Source organism: Aureisphaera sp. (assembly GCF_059726885.1).
In genome coordinates this window covers 2,073,860-2,099,315 of record NZ_AP041051.1, presented here as the reverse complement: position 1 = coordinate 2,099,315, position 25,456 = coordinate 2,073,860, and the positions used below count along the sequence as shown (strand labels likewise).

Sequence of the window (25,456 nt, the reverse complement as noted above, 5' to 3'; positions counted from 1 at the left end):
TGGCGAAAGATACGTTTTTTTACTATGCCCATAAAAACAAAACCCGTTTCGAAATGAAACGGGTTTGTTCTTTTAATATTCAGCCTTAAAGAGAATTGGCATTCGGTATATGACCGGAACATTTTCATTTAGGTCCTTTGCGGGTTTCATTTGAGGAAGCTTGGACATTACCTTGGCTGCCTCACCCTCTAAATCCTTTCCTGTGGATCGGGCCATAATATCAACGACATTCCCACTGGCGTCGATGGTAAATTGTACGTTTATCCGCAAAACCTGCCCAGCATATTTTTCTGAATACTTTTCGGTATCGAATTTTCTACCTACAAAGGCACTGATCTTAGACGATAAGCAATCCAATTTGGATTGATTGTCTTGTAACCCTTCGCATCCAGGAAAGGTAGGCACCATATCCACCTGATTTACATTTCGGGTCACCACAGGGGTAGTCTTCTTAACTACGGCGACCTTGGGTGCGACAGGTGCGTTCGTCAATTCTGAAGAACCCGTTTTGGTCTCAACCACAACCGTTTTATTAGTTACTGGCGTAAAAGTTGAAGCTAATGACACTTTCTGAATTACAGGTCTCTTCTCTACTACCGGTGCGGCTTTTTCAAGAACTTTTACAGGTTCAACAATAATATCCCCAAGAACAACTTCCTCAAATTTGAAATCATCCTTGGCATATCCAAATTCCCTTGGCTCTATATCCCAAGTCATTTCCATAGCTGCAATGGAAAGCAGCAAACTAACTATAAGACCTATTTGAAAAAATAGACCTGAGTTCCAACGAATGTTAATTCGCTTTTTTTCTTCTCTTTTTGAAAGTACCTTTGTTTCGGTACCGTCCGAATTTTTAATAGATGGTAACATAGTGTTTATATTTAAGAGTTATAAAAACTAGTTACACAAGGGTTGTGCCAAAAAGAACCGCCTCCCAATGGGAGGCGGTTTACTTTATCGTATATCTTAAAAAAGATTTGTTTAGTTCTCTACTTGGAAAAGAATTGGCAACGCATATAATACACCTACGGCTTTTCCACGTTGTCTCCCTGGAGTCATTTTAGGTAAGGCCTTAACTACTTTAATAGCTTCTTGCTCTAATCTTGGATGTGGAGCACGCGCTCGTACGTTAACAATATTTCCGTTTCTGTCAATCTTGAACTGCACAGAAATACGCTGTCTTCCTTCTAGCCCTAGATCGTTTGCCAACTCAGTATCGAATTTCTTCTGTACAAACTTCTGTACTTTATCCGACATACATTTCTTCTTGGCCTCATTGTTTCCGGCATTCTCACATCCCGGATAGACTGGCACGTTTTCAATAACAGCAAAAGGTACGTCTGCAATCTCTTCTTCTTCTACTTCTTCGATTTCTTCGATCTCAACAATCTCTTCTTCCTGATCAGATTCAGTAGACTCTATAATGGTTTCTTCCACTTCTTCCTCATCTTCTACAACCTCAATCACTTCCGGAGCTGGTGGTGGCGGAGGCGGTGGTGGTGGTGGAGTGATTGTCTGGGTAATCGGGATTTCTTCTTCAAGATCATCACCAACATCCAATACATCTCCTGCCAGATTATCTTTATCATACGTTTTCCATTCCAACGCAGTAACGGAGATTAATAACATTAATACCAATCCTCCTAGCAGAAAGATAGTACTCCATCTGTTCAGGTCAGCTTTTGGATTTTTCTTAGGTTCCATAATAGAGATTTTATATAATTGCTAAAATATGTAAAAGGATTTGTTTTTTAAAATGAAAATTTAAGTTTTAAGACTTATTCTTTTTTTCATCATCAGAAAAACGAAACAACCGATAAGAATACCTATTGCATCGGCAACAATATCCCAAATATCCGCACTTCGAGTTTCAAAAAACCCTCCCTGCAATACCTCAATTATTATGCCATAGACCAAGGCCCAAAATGAGACCCATATAATCCTTCCTGTGCCCAGCCACTCATTAAGCCAGGCAGCAAGCAACCAAACCAGTGAAAGCAAAAGGAACACCAAGATGTGGGCCCATTTGTCTCCAAAGCGAATTGCCATACCCGGTATGTCCTTGGCGGGCAATAAAAATAATACGGTAATTATTAGGGTATAAAGTACTCCTGAATAAAAAAGGGGCCTAGGCCCCAATAACTTCTTTATAAGCTTCATCATCCAAAAGGTCTTCGAGTTCTTCTGGGTTCGAAATCTTTATTTTAATCATCCAACCCGCTCCATAAGGGTCTGAGTTCACTTGCTCAGGTTCTGCTTCTAGGTCTTCATTGAATTCGATCACCTCGCCACTAAGCGGCATGAAAAGGTCCGATACTGTTTTAACGGCTTCTACCGTTCCAAAAACTTCTTCCCTATCCAATGTTTCATCCAGTGTTTCAACTTCAACATACACAATATCTCCCAATTCACCCTGGGCAAAATCGGTGATACCAATGGTAGCTGTATCCCCCTCTATTTTTACCCACTCATGGTCCTTGGTATACTTTAAATCTGAAGGTAAGTTCATGTGTTCTTAAATTATCTTAGTTGTTATTTAGTTACCAAAATTATATCGAAGTGTCAATCCACTTCTTATGGTTGTCTGCGGGAATGCTGTTGAAATAGCATACTCGGAGAACGTATGATCATAATAGAACAATGCCGTAAGGTTCTTACTCAATGCATAATCTGCAGAGAATTGAAGCCCATAAATGGTTTGTCCCGCAGTTACCTGATTGTTATTTATATCTAGGTAACGTATAATCGTTTTATTATCACGCACAGACATATCCAACTTAAAGTTTAGATCACTAGTAATAATCTTCTTTTTACCTCCAAAGTTGGTTCCAATCTTCAAGTCTTTTACCCTATATCCCAATCCTAATATCAGCTCATTCCCAATGATTTCGGTAAGTAGATTATTCGCAAAACTCAATGATAAAGCTCTATCTTTCCTGTACTCCGCCAATATTTTAACGGAATTCTGCATTTCGAAATCTACCCGCACCAGTGGAGAGAACTGCTCTGTAAGGTTCACATTGCTCAAGAAGGTTTCACTTTTAAAGTTACCCGCTTGATCTAAAGCAGTCGGATCATTTCTATCGTAATCTAAGTTGGTCTGAAATTGGTTCACTGTGTACGATGAACGATATCCATGCTGTATGGAGAATCGCTTAAAGTTTTTCTTAAACCACTTAATGTTCATTAACCCTGTATACTTAAGGTCCCAGTTTGGCAAGGGCATATCCCTAAACAAACCTGTCTTTTCCTTAGAGGCATCGCTTCCTTTGTAAGCGGACAAGAAAGAGGTTAGTAGTACATTTTGACTGGTAGGTCCGAAACCAACTGGGAAGCCAGTTTCTTCATCTATAGCGTACTGGTATTCTCCAGGGTTCTCTGCTGCAAAATTTCTTGCTAAACGGTCTGCAACTGTAAATCGATTGTTTCTAAAATCGGTAAAGGCATCACTTCCGTTTTCATCACTTTTTCCGAAGGCTGTTTTAATAAGTACCGTCGAAATATTAAAGTTTCCAAAAGTAGTTGGTGTTAAAGAACGGTACAATCCGTCCTCCACTATATAGTTTTCCGCATAGTTTTCCGAATAGGCGCGATTACCATTCACGTCTATCTTTAGATCTGGAATGAGTTCGATGTTAGCTTGATAATCCAATTGCCTACTTTCTACCTCCGTGTACTGTTCATTGAATTCTGGATATAAGGTAAGCCATCCCTTCCTTGCTGCTAAATCCCTCACTTCTGCCTGACTACCAAATACGAATCCAGAGGTTGGTTTCAGTGTTCCGGCAAAACCGATAGAAGGTGTATATCCCGGCAAGAAAATACCATTGTTCTCCTGATAGTTAATCCCCACCTTCTTAACCATAGTTACCAAACCTATAAGGGTATTGGCAGCCTTTGCCCCAGCACTTAAAGAACTTGAAGATCCGGCGGCATTCTGTGTTGCATTTCTATTACTTTGTACAATTCTCGTTCTTTTGTCACTACCCGAAGCTTTGCTTTCCTCATTTTTCGAGTCGCCCTTTCCTCCGTCTTTACCACCGCCGCCTCCGGCATCTCCACCACCACGTTCGTTTCCACTACCGCCACTATTACGAGCATCACGACCTCTACGCGTGCTCTTCTTGATTTTGGTAAGACCTATATAACGATAGAAATTCTTCATATCGAAAGTGGAGTTAATCCTATGAGTGCTCGCATTCTGAATAGAATTTCCGAGATCATATACAATTGGATCGCCCGTTTCTTGCGGAATAACTACATTACTGAAAAGATCACTTCCATCTTGCCACTGATAATCCCCTTGATAGCTATAGGTAGCCCGTATCCATTTCAGGAATGGGAATTTTTGGGTAGGAAGATCATAATTTATCTGTAAAGACTGGAAATGCTGGTTTGGATCACCAATATCGAAGAAACCATCCCATACTCCCACCGAATTATCCGTTATATAATTTATGCTTCCATCATCCTGTTGTTCAGGATTAATATAATTGGTAACTATTCTATTATTGGATGCATTGAAATTGAATCGCAAGGATTTAGTCAAATTATAATTGACCGCATACTGCCAATCGAACAGGAAGTTCCGTTGGTACAATGTTGGAATACCAATGTTCCCAGGCAATAAATTCAATTCACGGAATTTTTGCTCGTTGTACTGTCTTATAATATTGGAGCTAACAGATATATTGGAAGGCAATGGATTGAAGTTCAAATCCTTCAAGAATTGCCAGTATTTACTCCTGAATATTGAATCGTTTTTCTTGAAGGGTTCAATGGATTTCTGTGGGAAACTATAATCGTATGTTCCTCCTACACGTACATTTTGATCCAAGGATTCTTCAATTTCAAAATCGTTATGATCCACTTGGTTATAGGAATACGAGAAGGTGAAATTCTCAATATCATACGGCATCGGTTTCTTGTCACCGGTTCGTTCCTTACGAACACCAATAAAATTAATGCTCTGGCGCTTCGTATAGTCTACAGCCTGATCCTTATAGGCATCCTTTAGGTTTTCATCTGTTTCATTATCTATACGCGTATCCAGTTCTATATCCTGTAACTCGGGATCGAACTTAGGCGTGATAAACTCCTCTCCAATTCCGTAATTGAATGGTAGGTTTATTCCCCATTTCTTAGGCAATAATTGCCCTAAATTGAAATTGGTTACTACATCGTACAAACGGGTATCTTCAAGACTACGTTGGTTTGGACCTTGATCTATGGAACCGAATCCGATAGTACTAATACTACCCGTGGCACTTACATTGGCAAAATCGGCTAAATTCGCATCTATATTTGCTACAGCAGCCCAACCTCCTGTATTATCCAATTCTGAAAGTCGCATTTCATTGAACCATGCTTCCCCACAAATATTGGAGTTGGTCTTGTTTCGCAAACCTATCATGATGACACGCACATTTCCAAAACTGGGATTTCCTTTAATACCAAATCGGAACTTAGGGTCTGCATTTATTTCCCCCTCGGCAGCATACCTAACTCCTGCAGCATCTTCCGGCAACAATCCGTCCTGACCAGAGCTAACGGCTATACTCTTCAATTCCTGAAGGGCCTCTAACGGGAATTCCAATCTGTTTTCACTTGGCCATACCGTTTCAGCATCGGCATCGGTTGCATTTTCAATATTAGGAGAAACCTTTAATGGCATTTCAATTTCATAGAAACTTGTATTTAAATCGGTTCCCAATCGAATGAAAGCATGCATTTCGTCATCTGCCAATCCTATTCCGGCATCTTCATTAGCCTCGGCGTGCACAAATAATTCAAGGTTCTTATACTGACGCATATCTACATTGAAATTCTTGTAAACAGCTCGAGCATCACCTGGCTCTAATTCGCACACACGTAGCGCCAAGGATTGCTCATCCTGACGAATAATATTGTTATTCTGGTTTAACTCCTCACGGAATACTCCCGGTGGAATTACATAATTACTGTTCTGAATAATACCTACCGCTTCGTTTTCGAAAGTTGTATTGTCATTTTCATTAGGTTCAAGATCATTGGCCACATCTAGAGAACCAGCATATCTTCTATAGTCTCCCCTAAATAATTCTACGGTTCCTAATCGAAGTACCGTAGGCTGCTCAAATTCGGTTACGAACATTCGCATGAAACGGATGGATCGGAAATCGGATATTCCGTTCACCGCTTCTGTGGGTTCGTTTAATGGAATCCTAAATTGAATCCAACGAACGGGAATCTCTTCATTAGTCTGGGTTGTTATCTGAATCTCCTTTACATCGGTTACAAACTGGCTATTATCTGCATTCATGCCCGGCACTACATCTATTTCATACTGAAAATAGCTGTCTACCGTATTCATGGTATTATCACGGTTTACATCCTCTACATCGGGCTGTGCATTATTACCACGGTCTGTATTGCTTACGGCTTCTGGCGAGTTTCCATCGGTACCATTAAATAGACGGTATCTATCTAAAATTCCACCTTCTGCCTGAAGGAAATACTGATAGTTATCGCGAGCAGGATCTTCTGGTCCAAATCGCGCTACAATGGAATTCTCTGGTTCCACCGGCGCCCCATTAATATCTAATACTGATCCTTCTTCTAAATCTGATTTTCCATCCAGACCCACATCCTGGTTCGTACGTTCCTGTCCCGTGGTACTAAATGTGTAGATAAGGGATTGATTTAAAGGAACCTTCGCCAAATTGGTAGGCAACACATTAGAGGTCCCTCCATCTTCCGGAAGTCCATTTTCATATTGCTTACGACCATCCTTAAGGATATCTTCAGATATGTTCCCAAGATCAAATACTAATTTACCTCCTTGATTGGTGGAGTTTTCATCATAAATGAACGGATCCATTAACCAAAATTGAATGTATTCCACATTCGATCGCTCAAAATCGGTAGTGGTTAACTGTCGCATAATCCCTCCAAAATTTCGATCTGGATTAGGCAACTCATTTTGATCATTCCCTAAACTTTGCTCTGTGGACCTAAAGTTATAAGGGCCCCTTTCATCTGGATAATAGGATAAATCTAAGGTAAACAGTGCTTGGGTTTGCCCTTGCACAATATCTTGGTCAGGGAAAATCTCATCCCTGAATACCCTTCTGGTAAATGGTGATGAAAGATCTTCATCAGAAATACCATCTGGACGTTGCGAGCTGTAGAAAACTGGATCAATAGTATACCAGTTAAGTAATGCACGACGGTCATTAGATCCAATATCGTCTGCAGGAACTTCCTCTTGTCCGTTATGACTAACCCTACCAAACCCATTAGGCACACTGGAGAGTGTCCATGTAAGTGGTGCACTAATATCGATAGCCGTTTGAGCGGCTTCAAAATCATCGATATAAGAAGTAGTTTTTCCGTCGAAATCGGAAACCTTTGGTGCTCCTGGCAACAGGTAGGCTGCTTCGGCACGAATGGCCACATTGGAAGGCACATCCGTGTCTATGTTCGGTAATTTGTTTACCAATCTAGTTAAGAAAGGAACCTCTGTAGAATACTGAAGGTTCATTCCAAACATGGTGTTGTTTATGGGTTCATTGTCGAAGGCCGATTTTTGCGTCAATGGACGTTCGTTCAGGTTAAGGAATGTTCCTCCTAATTGGAAGTTGTTATTGAACTTATGCTGAACATCGAAACCTGTAAACCTTCTTGTTTGCTGTCCGAATAGTGTATTATTCTCTGTAGAAATATTAATGGGAGTATTCGAGTTTTGAAGTGCCGGATCCAAAATCTGCACTCGTCCCAATTGATAGTTTACCGTATAGTCCACCCCTTCAACAAGGGTTCTTCCACCCGCAGTAACCGTTACCGATCCTGGAGGAATATTGAAGGCACCAATCGGGATTCCATCCGATCCTGTGGATTTATAAGTTCCGCGCAATTGAAATTTATTCTTATCACTATCTTCTTGCTCGGCCACAATTTTTGTAGATCGATACATAGATCGGTATACATACTTCGCTTGGTTGGCATTATAACTGGCAGGTATATCGTAATCTTGACCTCCTCCAGGTGCATCTAGCCTATCGAAAAGGAATTCCCCGAAAGGCTCAACACTTGTAAAAATAATTCGCCCGTTTTGCTGATCGACCGTAATCCCTGGAAAGAAATCGAAAAAACCATCACCGCCATCCTGCGGGTCATTATTGAAGTTCAATCTATCCATATTGAATAAGCGCAATAGCACTTCATCGGTCAACACTTCATCATCTATATCATCTGGTAAGGCTTCCACGGGGAAATCACCACCTTCGGCTGGGGTAATATAATTCAAAGGGGAAGGATCCGTATAAAGGATGTTCATACGAAAATCCTCTTGTTCCAGTTGAAATGCACCAATAGGATAGATGTTCTTCATCATGATGTCCCATACAGGTTCTTCAACTATGGTGATATTACTTTTAAGAAGTTTTACTACTAAATTCTGAGGGATTCCTACTTCATTTTGGTCTGGATCTGGGTCCGGATCTACACCTCCTTGACCTCCAAGTGGACCTCCTGTAGCATCGACACCATCTGTTGAGAATTCACCTACTTGAAATACCTTTCCATTTACTGTAAATTGGAATGACACCCCAAGCACTTCGTCGTTATTCAAACGTTGATTCAAGGAAATATATCCCAGTTGAGAATTCAATTGGTATTCATTGGTTTGTAATCTTCTAGCATTCTCAAGGGTTACATAATCAATTCCGTCGGCAACCGAAACACCACTGAAACCATTGGAAACCTGAGCGATATCCCGAATATTACTATTTAATATACTTTGCTCACTAGCGTTATCTATACCAAAGGGGTTAAAGTCGTTATTTCCGTTATCTGGAAATGCATTTCTGGAGGTATTAATAAATCCTCCTGGTACGTTATCCAAACCAATATTTGAAATATCCGATTCTCCAATATCCTGAAGGGCCACAATGTTACGTACATCGTTGGTCGTATTGTTACGATTAGTAATCCAAACTTCTATTCGGGTTACCTGTACATTCGAATTAATGAATGGATATTGCTCTAAAACCCTATCGTAGTTATCCCTAAAGTAATGTGAAAGGAAGAAGTGCCTGTTCTCGTCATAATCCAAGGCAAACAACTCATATTCTGTCACTGTTGCCCCGCCTTCGGCCACAACAGAACGAGTTTCTGAACGTTGTTCTGAGAACACACCTGTAATGGTGGTCTTTCCAAATTGCAGTTCGGTTCGTACCCCAAAAAGACTCTGTGCCCCTTGAATTAAAGAGCTATTTAGCGGCATACTTACGTTACCCACTTCTATTTTTTGAATGATATCGTCCTCTGTAGGCGTATATTCCAATTTTATGATATTCTGAAAATCGAACGTAGATTGGGTATCATAATTGGCCGTTACCTGAAGTCGTTCCCCTACTTTACCCAATAAGCTCAAACTAATCCTTTGATCGAAATCGAACGAAAGGTTACTACGGTTTCTCGGTGAGAAAGCTGGATTGTCTTGTTTGGTATACAAGATTCCCAAATCCATTTCCACTGTACCCTGAGGAATTACTTCGATGGTATTTCCCCCAAAAACACTTTCAAAAAAGCTAGAATTCACATAAAAAGTGGGAAGTAAGTTCTTCTGTGCTTCTTCGGCACCATCTTTACGCCCATCAGCCGCATCGATCTTTTCTTTGAAATAGGCCTTCATTTCCTCTTTCATAACCAACTCCTGATATTCCTCTGGTGTCAGAATTACCGGATAGGATATGTCTATATTACCCAATGTACGTGTTAAAATGTACCGTTCGGTAATGGGGTCGTATGTATATAAGTTTTGGATACTCGTAGGATCTGGAAGATCTAAACGGCCCATAGTCGAGCCTGTGGCAGTAGTATCATCTTGGGAGAATAATTGATTCGTAGTTAGAAGCAATATCCCCACAATTATAATTTTCGCTAAACTATATCTTGAATCGTAATTTTTTGTACTCAATTCCTACAAATTTTTTAAGGCTTGTTTAATGATCGTTTCCACTGATGCATTTGGGTCTTCTTTGATGACCAAATCACAAGCTTTTTCGGCTTGTTTTCTTGCAAAACCTAAGGTCTCCAAAGCTGATAACGCTTCATTCTTATTCGTATTGCTCGAAATAGCAGAAACATCTTCTAAGCCATATACTTTTAAAATCTTATCCTTAATATCCAAAACTACCCGTTGGGCCGTTTTGGCACCAATTCCCTTTACAGATTGGATGGTGGTTACATCGCCACTTGCAATTGCCTCTTTTACTTGATCCGGACTAAGGGAAGACAGCATGGTTCTAGCGGTACTTGCCCCAACACCCGAAACGGAAATCAACAATCTAAAAATCTCACGTTCCACCTGACTTGAAAACCCATACAATGTGTGGGAATCTTCTCTAACAAGTAAATGCGTGAAAAGTTTCACATTTTCAGAATCGGGGAGGTGCGAAAATGTGTGTAGCGAAATATTCAAAAAATAACCCACACCATTGCAATCAACAACAACATTGGTCGGGCTTTTCTCAACAAGTCTTCCCTGCAAATGGGTAATCATTTGTTAACATAAGTTAATTGCCCAAATATAGTATAATTATTTGCAAGTGCTAACAAAGCAAATACGAAAATAGAACGGTTACTTTTTGCCTTTTTTCTTGGCTTCCTTAGCCCTTTTTTCTTTCTGCTGCGCATCTACAACTGCAATAGCAGTCATATTTACAATTTCCTCTACGCTAGCGCCCAACTGCAATATGTGCACTGGCTTTTTCATTCCGAGCATAATTGGTCCGATAGACTCAACCCCTTTTTGCTCTTTGAGCGTTTTGTAGTTACTGTTGGCAGAGTCCAGATTAGGGAATATTAGTGCGTTTACTTTCTTTCCAGCGAGTTTTGAAAAGGGGAATTTACTCTTCATCATTTCCATATTCAAGGCAAAGTCTGTTTGTACTTCCCCGTCCACAAGCATATCTGGATTGGATTTATGGAGCATGGACACTGCCTGTCGTACTTTGGCCGCATGTGGATCTTTAGAAGACCCGAAGTTGGCATAAGAGATCATTGCAATTACCGGAGTAAGACCAAACATTTTCACCGTATAATTGGTCATTTGCGCAATATTGGCAATTTCCTTTGCCGTAGGATCAATGTTTATGGATGTATCAGAAATAAAAACTGGGCCTTTACCGGTTAGCATTAGGTTTGTTGTCGCCACTTTGTCCACCCCTTCAAATTTACCAATGGTTTCAAGTACAGGCCTTAGTACTGTTGGATAAGCGCGGGCATAACCCGAAATCATACCGTCGACATCCCCTTCGTTTACCATCATGGCAGCAAAATAATTACGCTCCCTAAGCAATCGTTTGGCATCGTAATGGGTTACTCCATTTCGCTTTCGCTGTTGCCAATACTTTTCGGCATATTCATTCAGTTTATCCAACTGTTCGTCACTCTTAGGATCTATGATCTCCATTTCTTCTTCGAAATCGAGTTCCTTCATCAATTCCTCTATAACGGCCTTTCTTCCCAATAACACGGGTATAGCAATCCCTTCCTCATGCACTATTTGAGCCGCCTTAAGAACATCTAAATGATCTGCCTCGGCAAAAACAATCTTCTTAGGATTGGATTTTGCACGATCCATGAGTAATCGCGTAATTTTATTATCACTTCCCATCCTTTCCCGAAGCTCATCTTCATAACGCTCCCAATCCTTAATGGGCTCTGTCGCCACTCCACTTTCCATGGCTGCCTTGGCAACAGCCGGTGGAATTTTTTCAATCAACCTTGGATCGAAGGGTTTGGGTATGATATAGTCTTTTCCAAAGCCTAGTTTCGTTTCACCATAGGCAATATTAACCTGTTCGGGTACGGGTTCTTTTGCCAATTCTGCCAAAGCATTCACCGCAGCCATCTTCATTTCTTCGTTAATCTTGGTCGATCTCACATCTAGTGCTCCCCTGAAAATAAAAGGGAACCCCAATACATTATTCACTTGATTAGGATGATCACTTCGTCCAGTGGCCATAATGATATCATCCCTTGTCTTGCATGCTAGATTATAGGCAATTTCAGGATTTGGATTAGCCATAGCAAAAACAATGGGCCTTTTGGCCATAGTTTTCAACATATCTGGTGTTACTATGTCCGCAATGGAAAGACCTACAAATACATCGGCGTCTTTCATAGCATCCTCGAGGGTATCAATTTTTCTGGAGGTAGCAAATTCGGCTTTCTCCTCTGAAAGCTGTTCACGATCTTTTCGAATTACCCCTTTACTGTCCAGCATGACAATATTCTTTGATGAGGCGCCAAAAGCCTTGTACAAGCGTGTACAGGAAACGGCCGCTGCACCTGCACCGCTAATCACAATTTTAACTTTGCTAATATCCTTTTCAGCCAATTCCAGTGCATTCAAAAGGGCAGCTGCAGAAATGATCGCAGTACCGTGTTGGTCATCGTGCATAACAGGAATATCCAATTCCTCTTTCAACCGCCGCTCTATTTCGAAAGCTTCAGGGGCCTTAATGTCTTCTAAATTGATCCCTCCAAAAGTTGGGGCGATATTCTTGACCGTTGCAATAAACTCATCTATATTTTCCGTGCTCACTTCAATATCGAATACATCGATATCTGCAAAAATCTTGAAAAGCAATCCTTTCCCCTCCATAACGGGTTTGGAAGCTTCTGGACCAATATTACCCAATCCCAAAACTGCTGTTCCATTAGAAATAACAGCCACCAGGTTTCCCTTATTGGTATATCTATAAGCATTGTTAACATCCTTTTCTATTTCCAAACAGGGTTCTGCCACCCCGGGTGAATAAGCCAAAGCCAGATCCCGTTGGGTAGCATATTTCTTAGTTGGAACTACCTGAATTTTCCCAGGCCTAGGTTTCGCGTGATATAATAGGGCTTCCCGTCGTTTACTTTGCTTACTCATAAAAATGAATGTTAAGACTTACAAAGGTAACCGACCCTAAGGAATAGGGAAAGTTATTTCAGAAAATTTATGTTGCGCTGCAATCCCGAAAACTTGGTGCGTTTCACAGGACTTTTCTTGAATAGCTCACGAAATACTTCCTCTGTAATCTCCTCCCAGTCCGCTTTGGTCTTGGAAAGTAATTGTGGATTTGGATCGAATAGAGGTTCATTATGGCTTTGGCTAAATCGATTCCAAGGGCATACGTCTTGGCACACATCGCAGCCAAACATCCAATCATCGAACATTCCTGAAAATTCATGGGGAATTTCGTTCTTAAGCTCAATAGTGAAATAGGAAATGCATTTGCTTCCATCGACAACATAGGGAGCTACAATGGCTTGGGTGGGGCAGGCATCTATGCAGGCCGTACAGCTTCCGCAATGATCTGTAACCGGGGTATCGTATTCCAATTCCAAGTCGACAATGAGCTCAGCAATAAAATAAAAAGACCCCACTTGCTTTGTGAGCAGGTTGGTGTGCTTGCCCATCCAACCCAGTCCGCTTTTAGCTGCCCAAGCTTTGTCCAGCACGGGGGCAGAATCTACAAAAGCCCGACCATGTACTCCACCAATTTCTGTCTGAATGCTATGCAGGAGTTCTTTCAATTTGTCTTTGATCACAAAATGATAATCGGTACCATAGGCATATTTTGAAATCTTATAGGAGTCTACTTCCTGAGAATCGGAAGGGAAATAATTTAACAGTAAGGAAATTACACTTTTGGAGCCTTCCACCAGTTTCGTGGGATCCAGACGCTTGTCGAAATGGTTTTCCATATATGCCATCTCTCCTTGCATGCCATCCTTTAGCCATTTTTCCAGTCTTGGGGCTTCCTCTTCCAAAAACCCAGCCCGACTAATACCACAGGAAAGAAACCCAAGCCGTTTGGCCTCGGATTTAATAAACTGGGTATTTTTATGATGCGATGTTTTCATTGGGCCAAAGTTGCACCACAAGATACTATCTTTAGTAACATCTGGATATAAAAAAAGCGTCCTTTGATGGACGCCTTTCCCAATAAAGAAGCTCTTAAGCGTTTATTGAATCACCAATCTTTGTAGACTTCTATTTCCCTCGGTTGTGGTAACCTGCACTAAATAAATTCCCTGCGAGAGACTGGAAACATCTAATGACTTATTTTCTTGGATAGTCACATTGTCTATGACCACTGCTCCATTTATGGTTAGCACATCCACCATAGCCGAATTAAATCTTTCAGATACAACTTGCACTTCATTTTGTGCTGGATTAGGAAATAAATGAAATGAAATTACATCCTGATCAACAACATTCAAAATACTACAGGTACTGTCTGTAAAAGGGGTATAGGTTCCGAAATCCCAAAATTGATTGAATTGAAGGCAATAGAAAAACACTTTATCGAAATCCTGAATGTCATTGCCAGCCGGTAGGTCGATGGTAAAAGATTTGGCCCCATTTTGTGGCACACTACTACTTCCTACCAAACCAAACTGTACGTTTTGTAGGCTTGCGATAGGAGTAGTGGTAAGTTGGGCATCACTAAGTCCACCCGAATTCACCAAATAAGCCCTAATATCCGGACCGGCTGCCGTCATAAAATCATCCCCTAGATCTAGGGTCACCGAACCATCGGGGTTAAGAGTCACCTCCACTGTACCCTCCACATTATACATAGGAATGCTACTGTTATTTCCGAAACCGGTTACATCTTCAAGGCACTGCGCACTTATAGAGAAGGCTGAAAACAAGGATAAACCAAAGAATATTAATTTTTTCATAGTCGTTTTTTTGAATTGTTTGAGGTTTTAAGTCGTAGTAAAACCAAAACATTTCACGTCTATGAGAAATTTATGATGTTTCTTTTACTTTTTCGAACGTTTTTCGAAGGTCAAAAATGTATCTACGGGCTTGAGGGTGATGAGCGGATTCATCCTGATGGATTTGGTTTGGGTGGTGATCGCATAATTTTGGACCAAATGGGACACCGCCAAAACCATTTCATATACTGCAAAGCCCAAACCTATACAAAGTCTCGGGCCAGCTCCAAAAGGATAATAAATCCCCGAGGCCTTCTTTTTGTTTTCTCCAAGAAAACGATCTGGTTTAAAAAGATTAGGGTCTTCCCAATAGTCTGGATGGCGATGAAGCTCGTAGAACGAAATGCCAACCAAGGTATCTTCCTTAATGTGGTAACCTGCCAGGGAATCATCTTCAAGGTTCTCCCTGTCCGTAATCCAAGCTGGTGGATACAACCGCATGGATTCGTCGATCACTGCTTTGGTGTATTCCAATTGTCGGATTTGCTCAATAGGATCTGATGTTCGATTGGACACTTCCAATACTTCCTGAAACACCTTCTGCTGCACCTCGGGATGTTTAGCCAATAGCCATGAAGTAAAGGACAGGGCATTGGCCGCAGTCTCATGTCCCGCTACAAACAAAATGGTAATTTCATCTATAAGTTGCTTGATCGTCATGGGTTCTCCAGTATCCTCATAACGCGTTGCCAAAAGCATGTCGAGCAGATCGTCATGATTTTCCTTGGATTCTTTGCGTTCTTCAATAATTGCACGAAGAATTTGCCTGCTTTCCTCAGCTAGAATTAAATGCTTATTTACCTGCCCCGTTAATTTAAACCACCATCCTTTGTGAGGCAGTCGCACTTCCTTCACCAAAAATTCCTGAACTTCCTGAATAATGAATTGGAGCCGCTCTAACATTTCTTCAGAAGCGGATACATGGAACAATGATTTTCCCACCACTTGAAACGCTAATCGGTTCATAATAGGAAACACATCGACTTCTTCCTTTTGAGGAAGTTTCTCTAATTCTAATTCAATGGTTTTTTGCATAAGCCCAACCAACTGCTCCATTTTTTGTTTGTGAAATGCAGGTTGAATCAATCTTCGTTGTTGCAACCAGTATTCTCCATTAATGGTTAGCAGCCCATTCCCCAAATACTTAGACAAATAATTGGTTTGTATTTTGGACTTGTAATAATTCTTATGGTTTTTCCGAAGGATATATTCTACCACCTCCTTATCCCGGGAAAGCATCAGGTATTTCTTTCGGCCTAAACGTACCGAAAAGGTATCTCCATATTTTTCAAAAAAGCGGTTGTGAAAAGGAATGGGGTTTTTCCGAATGGCCTCTGCATTCCAAAAAAATTTGAGTAAGGGTAACGATTTGGGGTAGGTATACTTTTTCTTTGTTGGCATTAAGCTCACGGATCGTGCGCAGATCTGATCCCTTCTTTAAAATTGCATTCTTCTACAATCATACCCCAACTGCGCTCGGGGAGACATCATCTAATTAAAACAACCCGCCCTGAGAAGGCCCTTTTAGCTTACCCAAGTGTTTATAGGCATGTTCTGTGACTTCCCTACCTCGGGGTGTTCTTAAAATGAACCCTTGTTGAATTAAAAAAGGTTCGTATACTTCCTCAATAGTTTCCGCACTTTCGGAAACAGCCGTTGCCAAGGTGGTAATCCCTACTGGACCTCCCTTAAATTTATCGATAATAGTGGTCAATATTTTGTTATCCATCTCATCCAATCCGTGTGCATCTACATTCAATTGTTGCAGGGCGTATTTGGCAATGGTAATATCTATGGTTCCATCTCCTTTAATCTGGGCAAAATCACGCACTCTCCTTAAAAGTGCATTTGCTATACGTGGTGTTCCCCGACTTCTTCCAGCTACCTCAATAGCGGCCTCCATGGTAATGGGGACATTTAAAATTGTAGCACTCCGTTGCACAATGGTTGTAAGGAGTTCTGTTGTATAATATTGCAATCGGGAAGCAATACCAAAACGGGCCCGCATAGGTGCCGTAAGCAATCCAGATCTTGTCGTTGCTCCGACCAAGGTAAAGGGGGCCAAATTGATTTGAACCGTCCTAGCATTGGGGCCACTTTCGATCATGATATCGATTTTATAGTCCTCCATGGCAGAATACAAGTATTCCTCGACAATAGGGCTCAATCTATGTATTTCATCAATAAACAATACATCCCTTTCATCTAAATTGGTAAGTAAGCCGGCCAAGTCGCCTGGCTTGTCCAGTACAGGACCCGAAGTAACACGTATGTTTACTTCCAGTTCATTGGCCAAAATATGGGCTAAAGTAGTTTTTCCTAACCCGGGAGGGCCATGAAATAAGGTGTGATCGAGTGCCTCGTCTCGCATGTTTGCAGCTTGCACAAACACTTGAAGGTTTTCTAATGCCTGATCCTGACCCGTAAAATCATCGAAAGATAATGGCCTCAACTTCTTTTCGATATCCAGTTCTTGAGGTGATAGATGATCTCCGGTGGGATCTAGGTTGTCATTCATAAAACAAATATACGAAAGGCTATTTGGGTCTCCAAGACTTCCAATTGATATCACATCCCGAAGATTAGTGTATATTTATTTTTTTAAGTAACGCATGAACGAATTCTCTGAAAAATACCAAAGTCTCAGCGACTATGAAATTCTCCGTATCCTCGAAGAAAAAGAGAAATACCAACTAATGGCCCTAGAAGCAGCCAGGGAAGAATTGAAACAGCGTAATCTTTCGGAAGACAAAATTGCTTTGATGCAGGAAGACATCAGGAAAGCTGCATTTCGAAAAGAGGAGCAGGAAGCGATACATAAAGAGGAAATGCGAATGCATAGGGAAAAGTTCTTCAAATTACTATCGGCGTTAAATCCTTTTCAGGTCGGCATTCAGACTCCGGAAAAGATCATCCGGTTTCTCACCCTAATTTTCGGAGCCGCATCTATTTATAGCTTTTATAGTCAATTTTGGACCTTCCGATACCTATTCCAAAGCGAAGATGCTCGGTGGGATTTAAGTATAATCTTGAGCCTAATAATTCTTTTCCTACTCCCTATTGCAGTTTACTTATTCTATAGACGGAAGAAGATTGGATGGATTCTATTCAGTTTTTACTTGGGATATAATACCATAAGCTCTTTTTTGATGCTTATATATGCCATAAGGACTCGGGATATGTATTTTGAAGTTTTTGAATCCTTGATTCCCTCCCTACCTGTAGCATTGGCATCCGTAGCATTTTATGCCGGAGCGCTATTGGCGTTATGTAAAAGAGAGATCCTTAATATTTTCAAGGTTTCCACTAATACTATTGTATGGACCGTCGTACTGGTCATGATCCTTTTTAGTATTCACATTTACTACTTCTATTTCTATTGAAAATAAAAACCCTGCACCGCATTGATACAGGGTTAAAAAACAGCAGTTCTCCTCTTACCGCTGTAGTCGGTTTGCGTCAAAAATAGTGATCATCCAATACGATGAAAATCCCCATTGGAGGGTATTTAGCAAAAAGCCGCAGGGTCGCTGCGGCTCCTTACACCAAAAGGCTCCCCAGCCTATGATGTTCTAGTATTATGATATAAAACTAAACTGAAAACAAGGGGTTGGCAATACGTAAAAACACGTATTTAGAAGTATTAAAATGGTTATACCTTAACTTCCTTCCACTTTCCTTTCCTAAACCAAATTATACCAATAACCGCAATTAATGCTTCAGCTATGGTGATGGCTAAAAGCACACCAAGGACCCCTAAATCAAAGTAGATAGCAGCAGCGTAAGCAAATGGTAACTGAAACAACCAAAAACAAAAGAAGTTAATAATGGTTGGAGTTTTAGTATCGCCTGCTCCATTAAAAGCTTGGACAATGACCATTCCATAGGCATAGAAAACGTACCCTGCCGCAATAATTCGTAAACTTAATGCTCCGTATTTTATCACTTCCGGTTCATCGCTAAAGATCTTTATTATGAAGTCTGCAAAAAAGAGGTAAAACAAGGACACAAAAATCATAAACCAAGCATTATACTTCCCGGTTTTCCATACTGAAGATTCCGCGCGGTCTGGCTTCCCTGCCCCTAGGTTTTGCCCTACCAATGTGGCAGCGGCATTACTCATTCCCCATGATGGCATTAAGGTAAACATGAGTACGCGAATGGCAATGGTATACCCCGCCACAACTTCACTACCAAATTCGGCCATAATTCGCATCAAGAAAACCCAACTGGAGGTTCCAATTATAAATTGACCTATTCCCCCTAAACTTACCTTGATGAGATTCATCATGATCTTTGCCCTAAACACGATATCCTTTATCCCGACCTTAATTCGGCTCCATCCAAAAAACAAAATCAATAGTTGCAATAACACTCCCGTTCCCCTACCAATCGTGGTAGCGATAGCCGCCCCCTGGACACCGTACTCCGGAATTGGGCCCCACCCGAAAATAAACATCGGGTCCAATATGATATTTAGCAAGTTGGAAACGATAAGAACCCGCATGGCTACAGATGCATCTCCTGCCCCACGAAAAATAGCATTAATTAGGAATAACAACATGATAGTAACATTCCCTCCTAAAAGAATTTGTGTAAACCTATAACCCTCGGCTATTAAGTCCGGTTCACCTCCCATGAGTGCAAGGATATCTTTTGGGTAAATGATGCCTATCACACTAATAACCATAGCCACAATTACCCCTAAGAAAATAGCCTGGACTGCAGATTGCGTGGCTCCGGGAATATCTTTTTCCCCAGTTCTTCTAGCTACAAGGGCCGTTACTCCCATGCTTAATCCAATCGCAATGGCATATACTAGGGTGAGCACGGACTCAGTTAGACCGACAGTAGCAATGGCATTAGCACCTAGGCTCGAAACGAAATAGGCATCTACCAAAAAGAAAATGGACTCCATCATCATTTCCAAGATCATTGGGACAGAGAGCATGAACACAGCTTTGCGAATACTACCAGTGGTAAATTCTTGCTCTTTGCCTGCAACGGCATTGGGAAAATTACGGACGATTTTTTCGAGAATGGTCACAACGGGTTCATTTAGTGGGGCTAAAGATAACAAAAAACCCTTCCGAGAAATTCGGAAGGGTTCCTTTATAAAATATTATTTTCAGCTTAGTGATTCATCTCTTCTTCATTATCCTGAAGCGGGGTTGTCTGCGGAATAAAATCCTGTCCCGGAATCACGTAATCGGATTCGTCTTTATTCAATTTACTGTAGTCATACGCCCAACGGTGTACGTGCGGAATGGGTCCATCCCAGTTTCCATGAATATGTTTTACTTCTGCAGTCCACTCCAACGTATTCGAATTCCAAGGGTTCTTACTTCCCTTTTTTCCAAAGAACATAGATGAAATAAAGTTATACAAGAATACAATTTGCGCAGCGGCTGAGATAAACGCGAATATGGTAATTACTACGTTCACATCGGTCAAATCATCGAAATATGGAAAAGCCGTATTCGTGTAATAACGTCTTGGAAGACCCGCCATACCGATAAAGTGCATAGGGAAGAATACCCCATAGGCTCCAACAGCGGTTACCCAGAAGTGAATATACCCAAGGTTCTTATTCATCATCTTACCTTCGAACATTTTTGGGAACCAATGGTATACCCCGGCAAATAATCCGTATAAGGCACTAATACCCATTACCAAGTGGAAGTGAGCTACCACAAAATAGGTGTCGTGTACATTAATATCTAATGCACTATCCCCTAAAAGGATTCCTGTTAGACCTCCAGTAATGAAGGTAGAAACCAACCCAATGGAGAACAACATAGCAGGGTTCATTTGAAGATTCCCCTTCCAGAGTGTTGTGATATAGTTAAAAGCTTTTACAGCAGATGGAATTGCAATCAATAATGTTGTAAATGTAAATACCGATCCTAGGAATGGGTTCATCCCTGAGATAAACATATGGTGACCCCATACAATCGTTGAAAGGAATGCAATTGCCAAAATAGATGCTACCATGGCACGGTATCCAAAAATAGGCTTACGTGAGTTGGTTGCAATGATTTCTGAAGTGATTCCTAACGCGGGTAATAATACGATATATACCTCTGGGTGCCCAAGGAACCAGAACAAGTGCTCGAAAAGCACAGGAGATCCTCCTTGATTATGCAACACCTCTCCAGCAATATAAATATCGGACAGGAAAAAGGACGTTCCAAAACCTCTATCCATAATAAGCAACAAAGCTGCCGATAATAGAACTGGGAACGAAACCACACCAATTACCGCTGTGATAAAGAAGGCCCAAATAGTTAACGGAAGTCTAGTCATAGACATCCCTTTGGTCCTAAGATTAATTACGGTTACAATATAGTTTAGCGACCCCAATAAGGAAGAAGCAATAAATATAGCCATAGAAACCAACCATAGCGTCATACCCGTTCCTGAGCCAGGTATTGCTTGTGGAAGCGCACTTAATGGTGGATATATAGTCCATCCTGCAGATGCCGGTCCGGCTTCTACGAAAAGGGAAAGAACCATGATTACACTGGAAAGGAAGAACAACCAATACGAGATCATGTTCAAGAATCCAGATGCCATATCCCGTGCACCAATCTGCAATGGAATTAATAAGTTACTAAACGTACCACTTAACCCAGCAGTAAGCACAAAGAATACCATGATGGTTCCATGGATGGTAACCAAAGCAAGGTATACACTTGGATCCATAACTCCTCCTTCACCCCATTTTCCAAGCAGTACTTCATAGATGGTGAACTCCTTATCTGGCCAAGCCAACTGCATTCTAAATAGAAGCGACATGGCAATACCAATGATTCCCATAAACAATCCCGTAATAAGGTATTGCTTGGAGATCATCTTATGATCCTGACTAAATATATACTTAGTCACAAAAGTCTCCTTGTGATGATGTCCGTGATCGTCGTGGTGATCTACTGCTAAATCGTGTGCGTGTGCTGACATATCTTTCTAAGCTATTTTTTTGTTATTGTTTAAGAGTTTGCGCTAAAGTTGCCTGTTCTGCCATCCAAGCATTGTATTCGTCTTCAGTTTCTACTATGATCTTCATTTGCATGTTGTAGTGATTGTTACCACAGATCTTGTTACATAGTAGCATATAATCGAAGGTATAAGGCTCTAACGCCTCATCTCCGTTAGCAACTAACGCTTTACTATTCTCTTTTCTAATATTATTAATCTTGGCCACCTTTGCAATGATCTCTTCATTTTCACGCATATCCAAAGTAGTTTTGGTCGGTGTGAATGCAAATTGAGTAATCATACCAGGAACACAGTTCATTTGTGCTCTAAAGTGAGGCATATAAGCTGAGTGCAATACATCTTGAGAACGCATCTTGAACAGCACCTTTCTACCTACGGGCAGGTGCAGTTCGTTCACAATAATATCATCTTGTGCATTAGGGTCCCCTACATCAACACCCAATTGGTTGGCTCCTTCAATTAAGCGAACATTGGCTTCACCCAATGTATTATCTTCTCCTCCATAACGTGCTCTCCAATCGAATTGGTAGGCATATAACTCTACTACTAATGGATCGTCTTCTGTATCGATATTCATAATATCGGTCCAAGTAAAAAGACCGTAGATGATCAATCCGGCTAGCACGATAACAGGGATTATGGTCCAAATAAATTCAAGCTTATCATTATCGGCAAAGAAAACGGCTCTTTGTCCTTGTCTTCCTCTATATTTGAAGGCGAAGTAATGCAACAACCATTGCGTTACGATTCCGACCACAAAGATTAAAATCATGGAAATTAACCAGAGTTGATCAATTCCAACACCATGCTCGGATGCTGATTCCGGTAGCATTACATCTCCCCATTTCCAGAAAGAAACTATACTGATTCCGTATATAAAGAGAACAAACATCAACATGAGCCATCCGTTCATGTTGTTGTCTTTGTCGTTAGCTACTTCAGAATCTTCTTGTTGGTTTTTGGACAGTTGGAATATCTTACCCATTTGCCAAACAGCAACTCCAAAAAGTATGATTACTAGTACAACTAAAAATGCGGTCATCGTTATCTGTCTTCTTTAATTTAATTAATAATGAAAATGCTTACTCTCCTTCACGAATGGGCTTCCTTTAGCCAATAGCGGTGCTTTGGTCAATGCAGTAAAGACTACAAATACAAACAGTCCGAAGAAGAATAGTAATGATCCAATTTCCGGTAATCCAATGAACCATGAGGTTCCTACCGTACCAGGCATTACCATGTTAAACACATCGATATAATGTCCGGCCAAGATTACAACCCCAGCCATTATCACAAACCAGTTTACACGCTTGTAATCACTATTCATAAGGATTAATAGCGGGAATATGAAGTTCATCGCAAGCATTCCGAAGAACGGTAATTTATAATCTTCAATACGGGTTACAAAGTAAGTTACCTCTTCTGGAATGTTCGCATACCAAATAAGCATGAACTGAGAAAACCATAGGTAGGTCCAGAAAATACTGAAAGCAAACATGAACTTCGCCAAATCATGAATGTGGCTGTCGTTCACAAAATCCAGATATCCTTGCGATTTCAAGAAAATTGTAATCATTGCGATTACCGTAATGGCACTTACCATCATACCTGCAAAGACATACCATCCGTATAGGGTAGAAAACCAATGTGGATCGAAACTCATAAGCCAATCCCAAGACATCATAGATTCTGTATAGATAAAGAATACCAAGAACCCAGCTGCCAATTTAAAGTTTTTCTTAAACCATCGGTTATCGGATGCATTGTCCTGATTCAATGTCCATTTTCTTGATAAATAACGGTATGCATTGAATCCTAATAAATAAATTACTGCACGAATCAAGAATCCAGATGTATTCAGCCATCCACTTTTCCCATCTATCAATTTATCATAGTGGTCGCTTTCCGGGTTAACCAAATCGGGATCCATCCAATGGAAAATATGATTTACGTGAAATACGGAAAGTGCCAATAGTATCAAAATAATAACCGAAGCCCATGGTAAGTAGGCAGTAATTCCTTCCATTACCCTGAACAATACAGGTGACCATCCCGCTTGGGATGCATGTTGAATGGCATAGAACGCCAGGGTTCCCAATGCAATCATGAAGAAAAAGAACGAAGCGATGTACAAAGCAGACCAAGGCCTATTTTGCATTTGGTGCAATACGTGTTCATAGTGCGCGTCGCCTCCGTGAGCATCGTCTGCATGATCCCCACCGTGTGCGGCTTCCCCATGACTATCGGCAGTGGCGTGATCACCACCATGTCCGTCGCCATGATGACTTGCCTCAATTGCCTTCACCTCTTCAATAGTTTTTGGTGTTAAGGCAAACCCAGCTATCATGCCAAGTGCACCTATCACCATAAAGCTGATTGCAAATAACTTTAATTTATTAGGTAGCTTATACGTATCCATATTCTTAGCTATTCTCTTTGTTCTTCAGTTAGTGTTGTTCTTCGTCGTTTTCGTGATCGTCCCCTTCATGGCCTTCTTCTCCTTCATGAGACTCTGTCTCAACAATCATAGTAGCAATACCTTCGGCAACGTCTTCCATTGGAGTTTCAATTTCCAATAGTGGTTTCCCCTCCAGGGTATTCTTAAGGTTCATTACGTGCATAGTGATTTGCCAGCGTTCTTCTTCATTCGTCTGAGAGGCATACGATCCCATTGAGTTTAATCCATACATCTGAACGTGGTACGTTCCTCCTTCAGTAATCACCCTTCCTGGATCGGCATAACTTGGAATTCCCAATATTTTTTCATTCTGAACCAATATTCCCTGTCCATCTCCCTTTTCGCCATGGCATACAGCACAATAAATGTCGTAAAGTGCTTTTCCTTTGTCCAGGTTATCCTGTGTTACACTTAATGGGTTTGTCAATTCAACTTTTGCCAATTCGAGCCCTTCGTTGGTATTTGGATAATCATAAGGTTGCCATCCACGAGGGATAGAACCTTCAGCTGGCAACATAGCCTCAGAACCTCCAGTCACATTTTCGAAAATGCCGTACTCTCCATAGGTTTCATAACCTACTGGCTCATACATATTGGGCATGTACTGATAGTTTGGTTTTGCGCTATCGAAACACGATACCATCGTGATGGATGCAGCAAACAGAAGTGTTATCGTTAAAATACGTTTCATATTAGTGATCGTCTTCTTTATCGTGTAAACTAATTTCTATGGCACCTGTATCGCTGAGGAATTTAGATACCTCATCCACATTATGGTGACTCGCATCGATTGCCATAAGGAAATGGTCATCGGTGGTACGAACATCAGGGTTCTCTGCTTTTTTGAATGGCCACAATTTACTGCGCATGTAAAATGTAATCACCATAAGGTGGGCAGCAAAGAAAACCGTCATCTCAAACATAATAGGAACAAAGGCTGGCATATTCTCTAGGTAGCTAAAGCTTGGCTTACCTCCAATATCCTGTGGCCAGTCCGCAATCATTATATAGTTCATCATTGTGATAGCTACAGCCAACCCAACAATACCATACATAAAAGAACAGATGGCTATTCTTGTGTCCTCCAGTCCCATAGCCTTATCGAGGCCGTGAACTGGAAACGGTGTATATACTTCATCAATATGATAATGCTCCTTGCGAACTGCTTTTACAGCATTCATTAGGATATCATCGTCGTTATAGATAGCGTGAATTACTTTCGAAGCCATA

The 25,456-nt window shown here is 41.0% G+C and carries 18 protein-coding genes; 1 reads left to right on the top strand and 17 read right to left on the bottom strand.

The features are described 5' to 3' along the window. Window positions 1–72: 72 nt before the first annotated feature. The 11 genes from AC6JAD_RS09030 to ruvB all read right to left on the bottom strand — a co-directional run bounded on the left by AC6JAD_RS09030 (window position 73) and on the right by ruvB (window position 17,287). The gene (locus tag AC6JAD_RS09030; RefSeq protein ID WP_461305411.1) at window positions 73–870 is read right to left on the bottom strand and encodes an energy transducer TonB family protein; all 798 of its coding nucleotides are present in this window, start codon (window positions 868–870) and stop codon (window positions 73–75) included. Window positions 871–981: 111 nt separating this feature from the next. Then, the gene (locus AC6JAD_RS09025; protein WP_461305412.1) at window positions 982–1,704 is read right to left on the bottom strand and encodes an energy transducer TonB; all 723 of its coding nucleotides are present in this window, start codon (window positions 1,702–1,704) and stop codon (window positions 982–984) included. Window positions 1,705–1,764: 60 nt separating this feature from the next. Beyond that, on the bottom strand, window positions 1,765–2,163 hold the full coding sequence (locus tag AC6JAD_RS09020; RefSeq protein ID WP_461305413.1) for a VanZ family protein: 399 nt from the start codon (window positions 2,161–2,163) through the stop codon (window positions 1,765–1,767). Continuing rightward, the gene (gcvH, locus tag AC6JAD_RS09015) at window positions 2,129–2,509 is read right to left on the bottom strand and encodes a glycine cleavage system protein GcvH (protein WP_461305414.1); all 381 of its coding nucleotides are present in this window, start codon (window positions 2,507–2,509) and stop codon (window positions 2,129–2,131) included. The genes AC6JAD_RS09020 and gcvH overlap by 35 nt, the downstream gene beginning before the upstream one ends. A gap of 27 nt (window positions 2,510–2,536) precedes the next feature. Then, window positions 2,537–9,961 (bottom strand): T9SS outer membrane translocon Sov/SprA, encoded by a 7,425-nt coding sequence (sov, locus tag AC6JAD_RS09010; RefSeq protein ID WP_461305415.1) that lies wholly within the window; start codon window positions 9,959–9,961, stop codon window positions 2,537–2,539. 3 nt (window positions 9,962–9,964) lie between these two features. Further along, on the bottom strand, window positions 9,965–10,546 hold the full coding sequence (gene ruvA / locus AC6JAD_RS09005) for a Holliday junction branch migration protein RuvA (RefSeq protein WP_461305416.1): 582 nt from the start codon (window positions 10,544–10,546) through the stop codon (window positions 9,965–9,967). 78 nt (window positions 10,547–10,624) lie between these two features. Beyond that, complete coding sequence (locus AC6JAD_RS09000) at window positions 10,625–12,928, bottom strand: NADP-dependent malic enzyme (protein ID WP_461305417.1); 2,304 nt, start codon at window positions 12,926–12,928, stop codon at window positions 10,625–10,627. 53 nt (window positions 12,929–12,981) lie between these two features. Further along, window positions 12,982–13,905, bottom strand: a complete 924-nt coding sequence (queG, locus tag AC6JAD_RS08995) for a tRNA epoxyqueuosine(34) reductase QueG (RefSeq protein WP_461305418.1) — start codon at window positions 13,903–13,905, stop codon at window positions 12,982–12,984. Window positions 13,906–14,007: 102 nt separating this feature from the next. Continuing rightward, the gene (locus AC6JAD_RS08990) at window positions 14,008–14,730 is read right to left on the bottom strand and encodes a DM13 domain-containing protein (RefSeq protein WP_461305419.1); all 723 of its coding nucleotides are present in this window, start codon (window positions 14,728–14,730) and stop codon (window positions 14,008–14,010) included. Window positions 14,731–14,814: 84 nt separating this feature from the next. Continuing rightward, window positions 14,815–16,170 carry a cytochrome P450 gene (locus tag AC6JAD_RS08985; RefSeq protein WP_461305420.1) on the bottom strand — a complete coding sequence of 452 codons (1,356 nt, stop codon included), beginning with the start codon at window positions 16,168–16,170 and terminating at the stop codon, window positions 14,815–14,817. Window positions 16,171–16,264: 94 nt separating this feature from the next. Then, on the bottom strand, window positions 16,265–17,287 hold the full coding sequence (ruvB, locus tag AC6JAD_RS08980; protein ID WP_461305421.1) for a Holliday junction branch migration DNA helicase RuvB: 1,023 nt from the start codon (window positions 17,285–17,287) through the stop codon (window positions 16,265–16,267). A 94-nt stretch (window positions 17,288–17,381) separates the two neighbouring features. Between ruvB and AC6JAD_RS08975 the strand changes: the two genes are divergently transcribed. Further along, window positions 17,382–18,152: a hypothetical protein gene (locus tag AC6JAD_RS08975; RefSeq protein WP_461305422.1), complete on the top strand. Its 771-nt coding sequence runs from the start codon at window positions 17,382–17,384 to the stop codon at window positions 18,150–18,152. 269 nt (window positions 18,153–18,421) lie between these two features. Here the strand turns inward: AC6JAD_RS08975 and AC6JAD_RS08970 are convergent, their stop codons facing one another. The 6 genes from AC6JAD_RS08970 to AC6JAD_RS08945 all read right to left on the bottom strand — a co-directional run bounded on the left by AC6JAD_RS08970 (window position 18,422) and on the right by AC6JAD_RS08945 (window position 25,455). Next, window positions 18,422–19,816 carry an MATE family efflux transporter gene (locus AC6JAD_RS08970; RefSeq protein WP_461305423.1) on the bottom strand — a complete coding sequence of 465 codons (1,395 nt, stop codon included), beginning with the start codon at window positions 19,814–19,816 and terminating at the stop codon, window positions 18,422–18,424. Between the two features lie 86 nt (window positions 19,817–19,902). After that, entirely contained in the window at window positions 19,903–21,729 is a 1,827-nt protein-coding gene (locus AC6JAD_RS08965; RefSeq protein WP_461305424.1) for a cytochrome c oxidase subunit I, read from the bottom strand. A gap of 22 nt (window positions 21,730–21,751) precedes the next feature. Next, window positions 21,752–22,810, bottom strand: coding sequence for a cytochrome c oxidase subunit II (locus tag AC6JAD_RS08960; RefSeq protein WP_461305425.1), 1,059 nt, complete (start codon window positions 22,808–22,810; stop codon window positions 21,752–21,754). A 24-nt stretch (window positions 22,811–22,834) separates the two neighbouring features. Continuing rightward, window positions 22,835–24,187: a quinol:cytochrome C oxidoreductase gene (locus AC6JAD_RS08955; RefSeq protein WP_461305426.1), complete on the bottom strand. Its 1,353-nt coding sequence runs from the start codon at window positions 24,185–24,187 to the stop codon at window positions 22,835–22,837. A 28-nt stretch (window positions 24,188–24,215) separates the two neighbouring features. Next, window positions 24,216–24,917, bottom strand: a complete 702-nt coding sequence (locus tag AC6JAD_RS08950) for a c-type cytochrome (protein WP_461305427.1) — start codon at window positions 24,915–24,917, stop codon at window positions 24,216–24,218. Between the two features lies 1 nt (window position 24,918). Beyond that, on the bottom strand, window positions 24,919–25,455 hold the full coding sequence (locus tag AC6JAD_RS08945) for a DUF3341 domain-containing protein (RefSeq protein WP_461305428.1): 537 nt from the start codon (window positions 25,453–25,455) through the stop codon (window positions 24,919–24,921). Window position 25,456: the final 1 nt, after the last annotated feature.

What these genes read in the sequence shown, in the direction of transcription:
- AC6JAD_RS08955 (WP_461305426.1), bottom strand. Translation starts at nt 24,187, where the DNA reads ATGGATACGTATAAGCTACCTAATAAATTAAAGTTATTTGCAATCAGC.
- queG (WP_461305418.1), bottom strand. Translation starts at nt 13,905, where the DNA reads ATGAAAACATCGCATCATAAAAATACCCAGTTTATTAAATCCGAGGCC.
- AC6JAD_RS08990 (WP_461305419.1), bottom strand. Translation starts at nt 14,730, where the DNA reads ATGAAAAAATTAATATTCTTTGGTTTATCCTTGTTTTCAGCCTTCTCT.
- AC6JAD_RS08965 (WP_461305424.1), bottom strand. Translation starts at nt 21,729, where the DNA reads ATGTCAGCACACGCACACGATTTAGCAGTAGATCACCACGACGATCAC.
- AC6JAD_RS09025 (WP_461305412.1), bottom strand. Translation starts at nt 1,704, where the DNA reads ATGGAACCTAAGAAAAATCCAAAAGCTGACCTGAACAGATGGAGTACT.
- AC6JAD_RS08960 (WP_461305425.1), bottom strand. Translation starts at nt 22,810, where the DNA reads ATGACCGCATTTTTAGTTGTACTAGTAATCATACTTTTTGGAGTTGCT.
- AC6JAD_RS08950 (WP_461305427.1), bottom strand. Translation starts at nt 24,917, where the DNA reads ATGAAACGTATTTTAACGATAACACTTCTGTTTGCTGCATCCATCACG.
- AC6JAD_RS08985 (WP_461305420.1), bottom strand. Translation starts at nt 16,170, where the DNA reads ATGCCAACAAAGAAAAAGTATACCTACCCCAAATCGTTACCCTTACTC.
- ruvB (WP_461305421.1), bottom strand. Translation starts at nt 17,287, where the DNA reads ATGAATGACAACCTAGATCCCACCGGAGATCATCTATCACCTCAAGAA.
- AC6JAD_RS09030 (WP_461305411.1), bottom strand. Translation starts at nt 870, where the DNA reads ATGTTACCATCTATTAAAAATTCGGACGGTACCGAAACAAAGGTACTT.
- AC6JAD_RS08975 (WP_461305422.1), top strand. Translation starts at nt 17,382, where the DNA reads ATGAACGAATTCTCTGAAAAATACCAAAGTCTCAGCGACTATGAAATT.
- AC6JAD_RS09020 (WP_461305413.1), bottom strand. Translation starts at nt 2,163, where the DNA reads ATGATGAAGCTTATAAAGAAGTTATTGGGGCCTAGGCCCCTTTTTTAT.
- AC6JAD_RS08945 (WP_461305428.1), bottom strand. Translation starts at nt 25,455, where the DNA reads ATGGCTTCGAAAGTAATTCACGCTATCTATAACGACGATGATATCCTA.
- gcvH (WP_461305414.1), bottom strand. Translation starts at nt 2,509, where the DNA reads ATGAACTTACCTTCAGATTTAAAGTATACCAAGGACCATGAGTGGGTA.
- ruvA (WP_461305416.1), bottom strand. Translation starts at nt 10,546, where the DNA reads ATGATTACCCATTTGCAGGGAAGACTTGTTGAGAAAAGCCCGACCAAT.
- AC6JAD_RS09000 (WP_461305417.1), bottom strand. Translation starts at nt 12,928, where the DNA reads ATGAGTAAGCAAAGTAAACGACGGGAAGCCCTATTATATCACGCGAAA.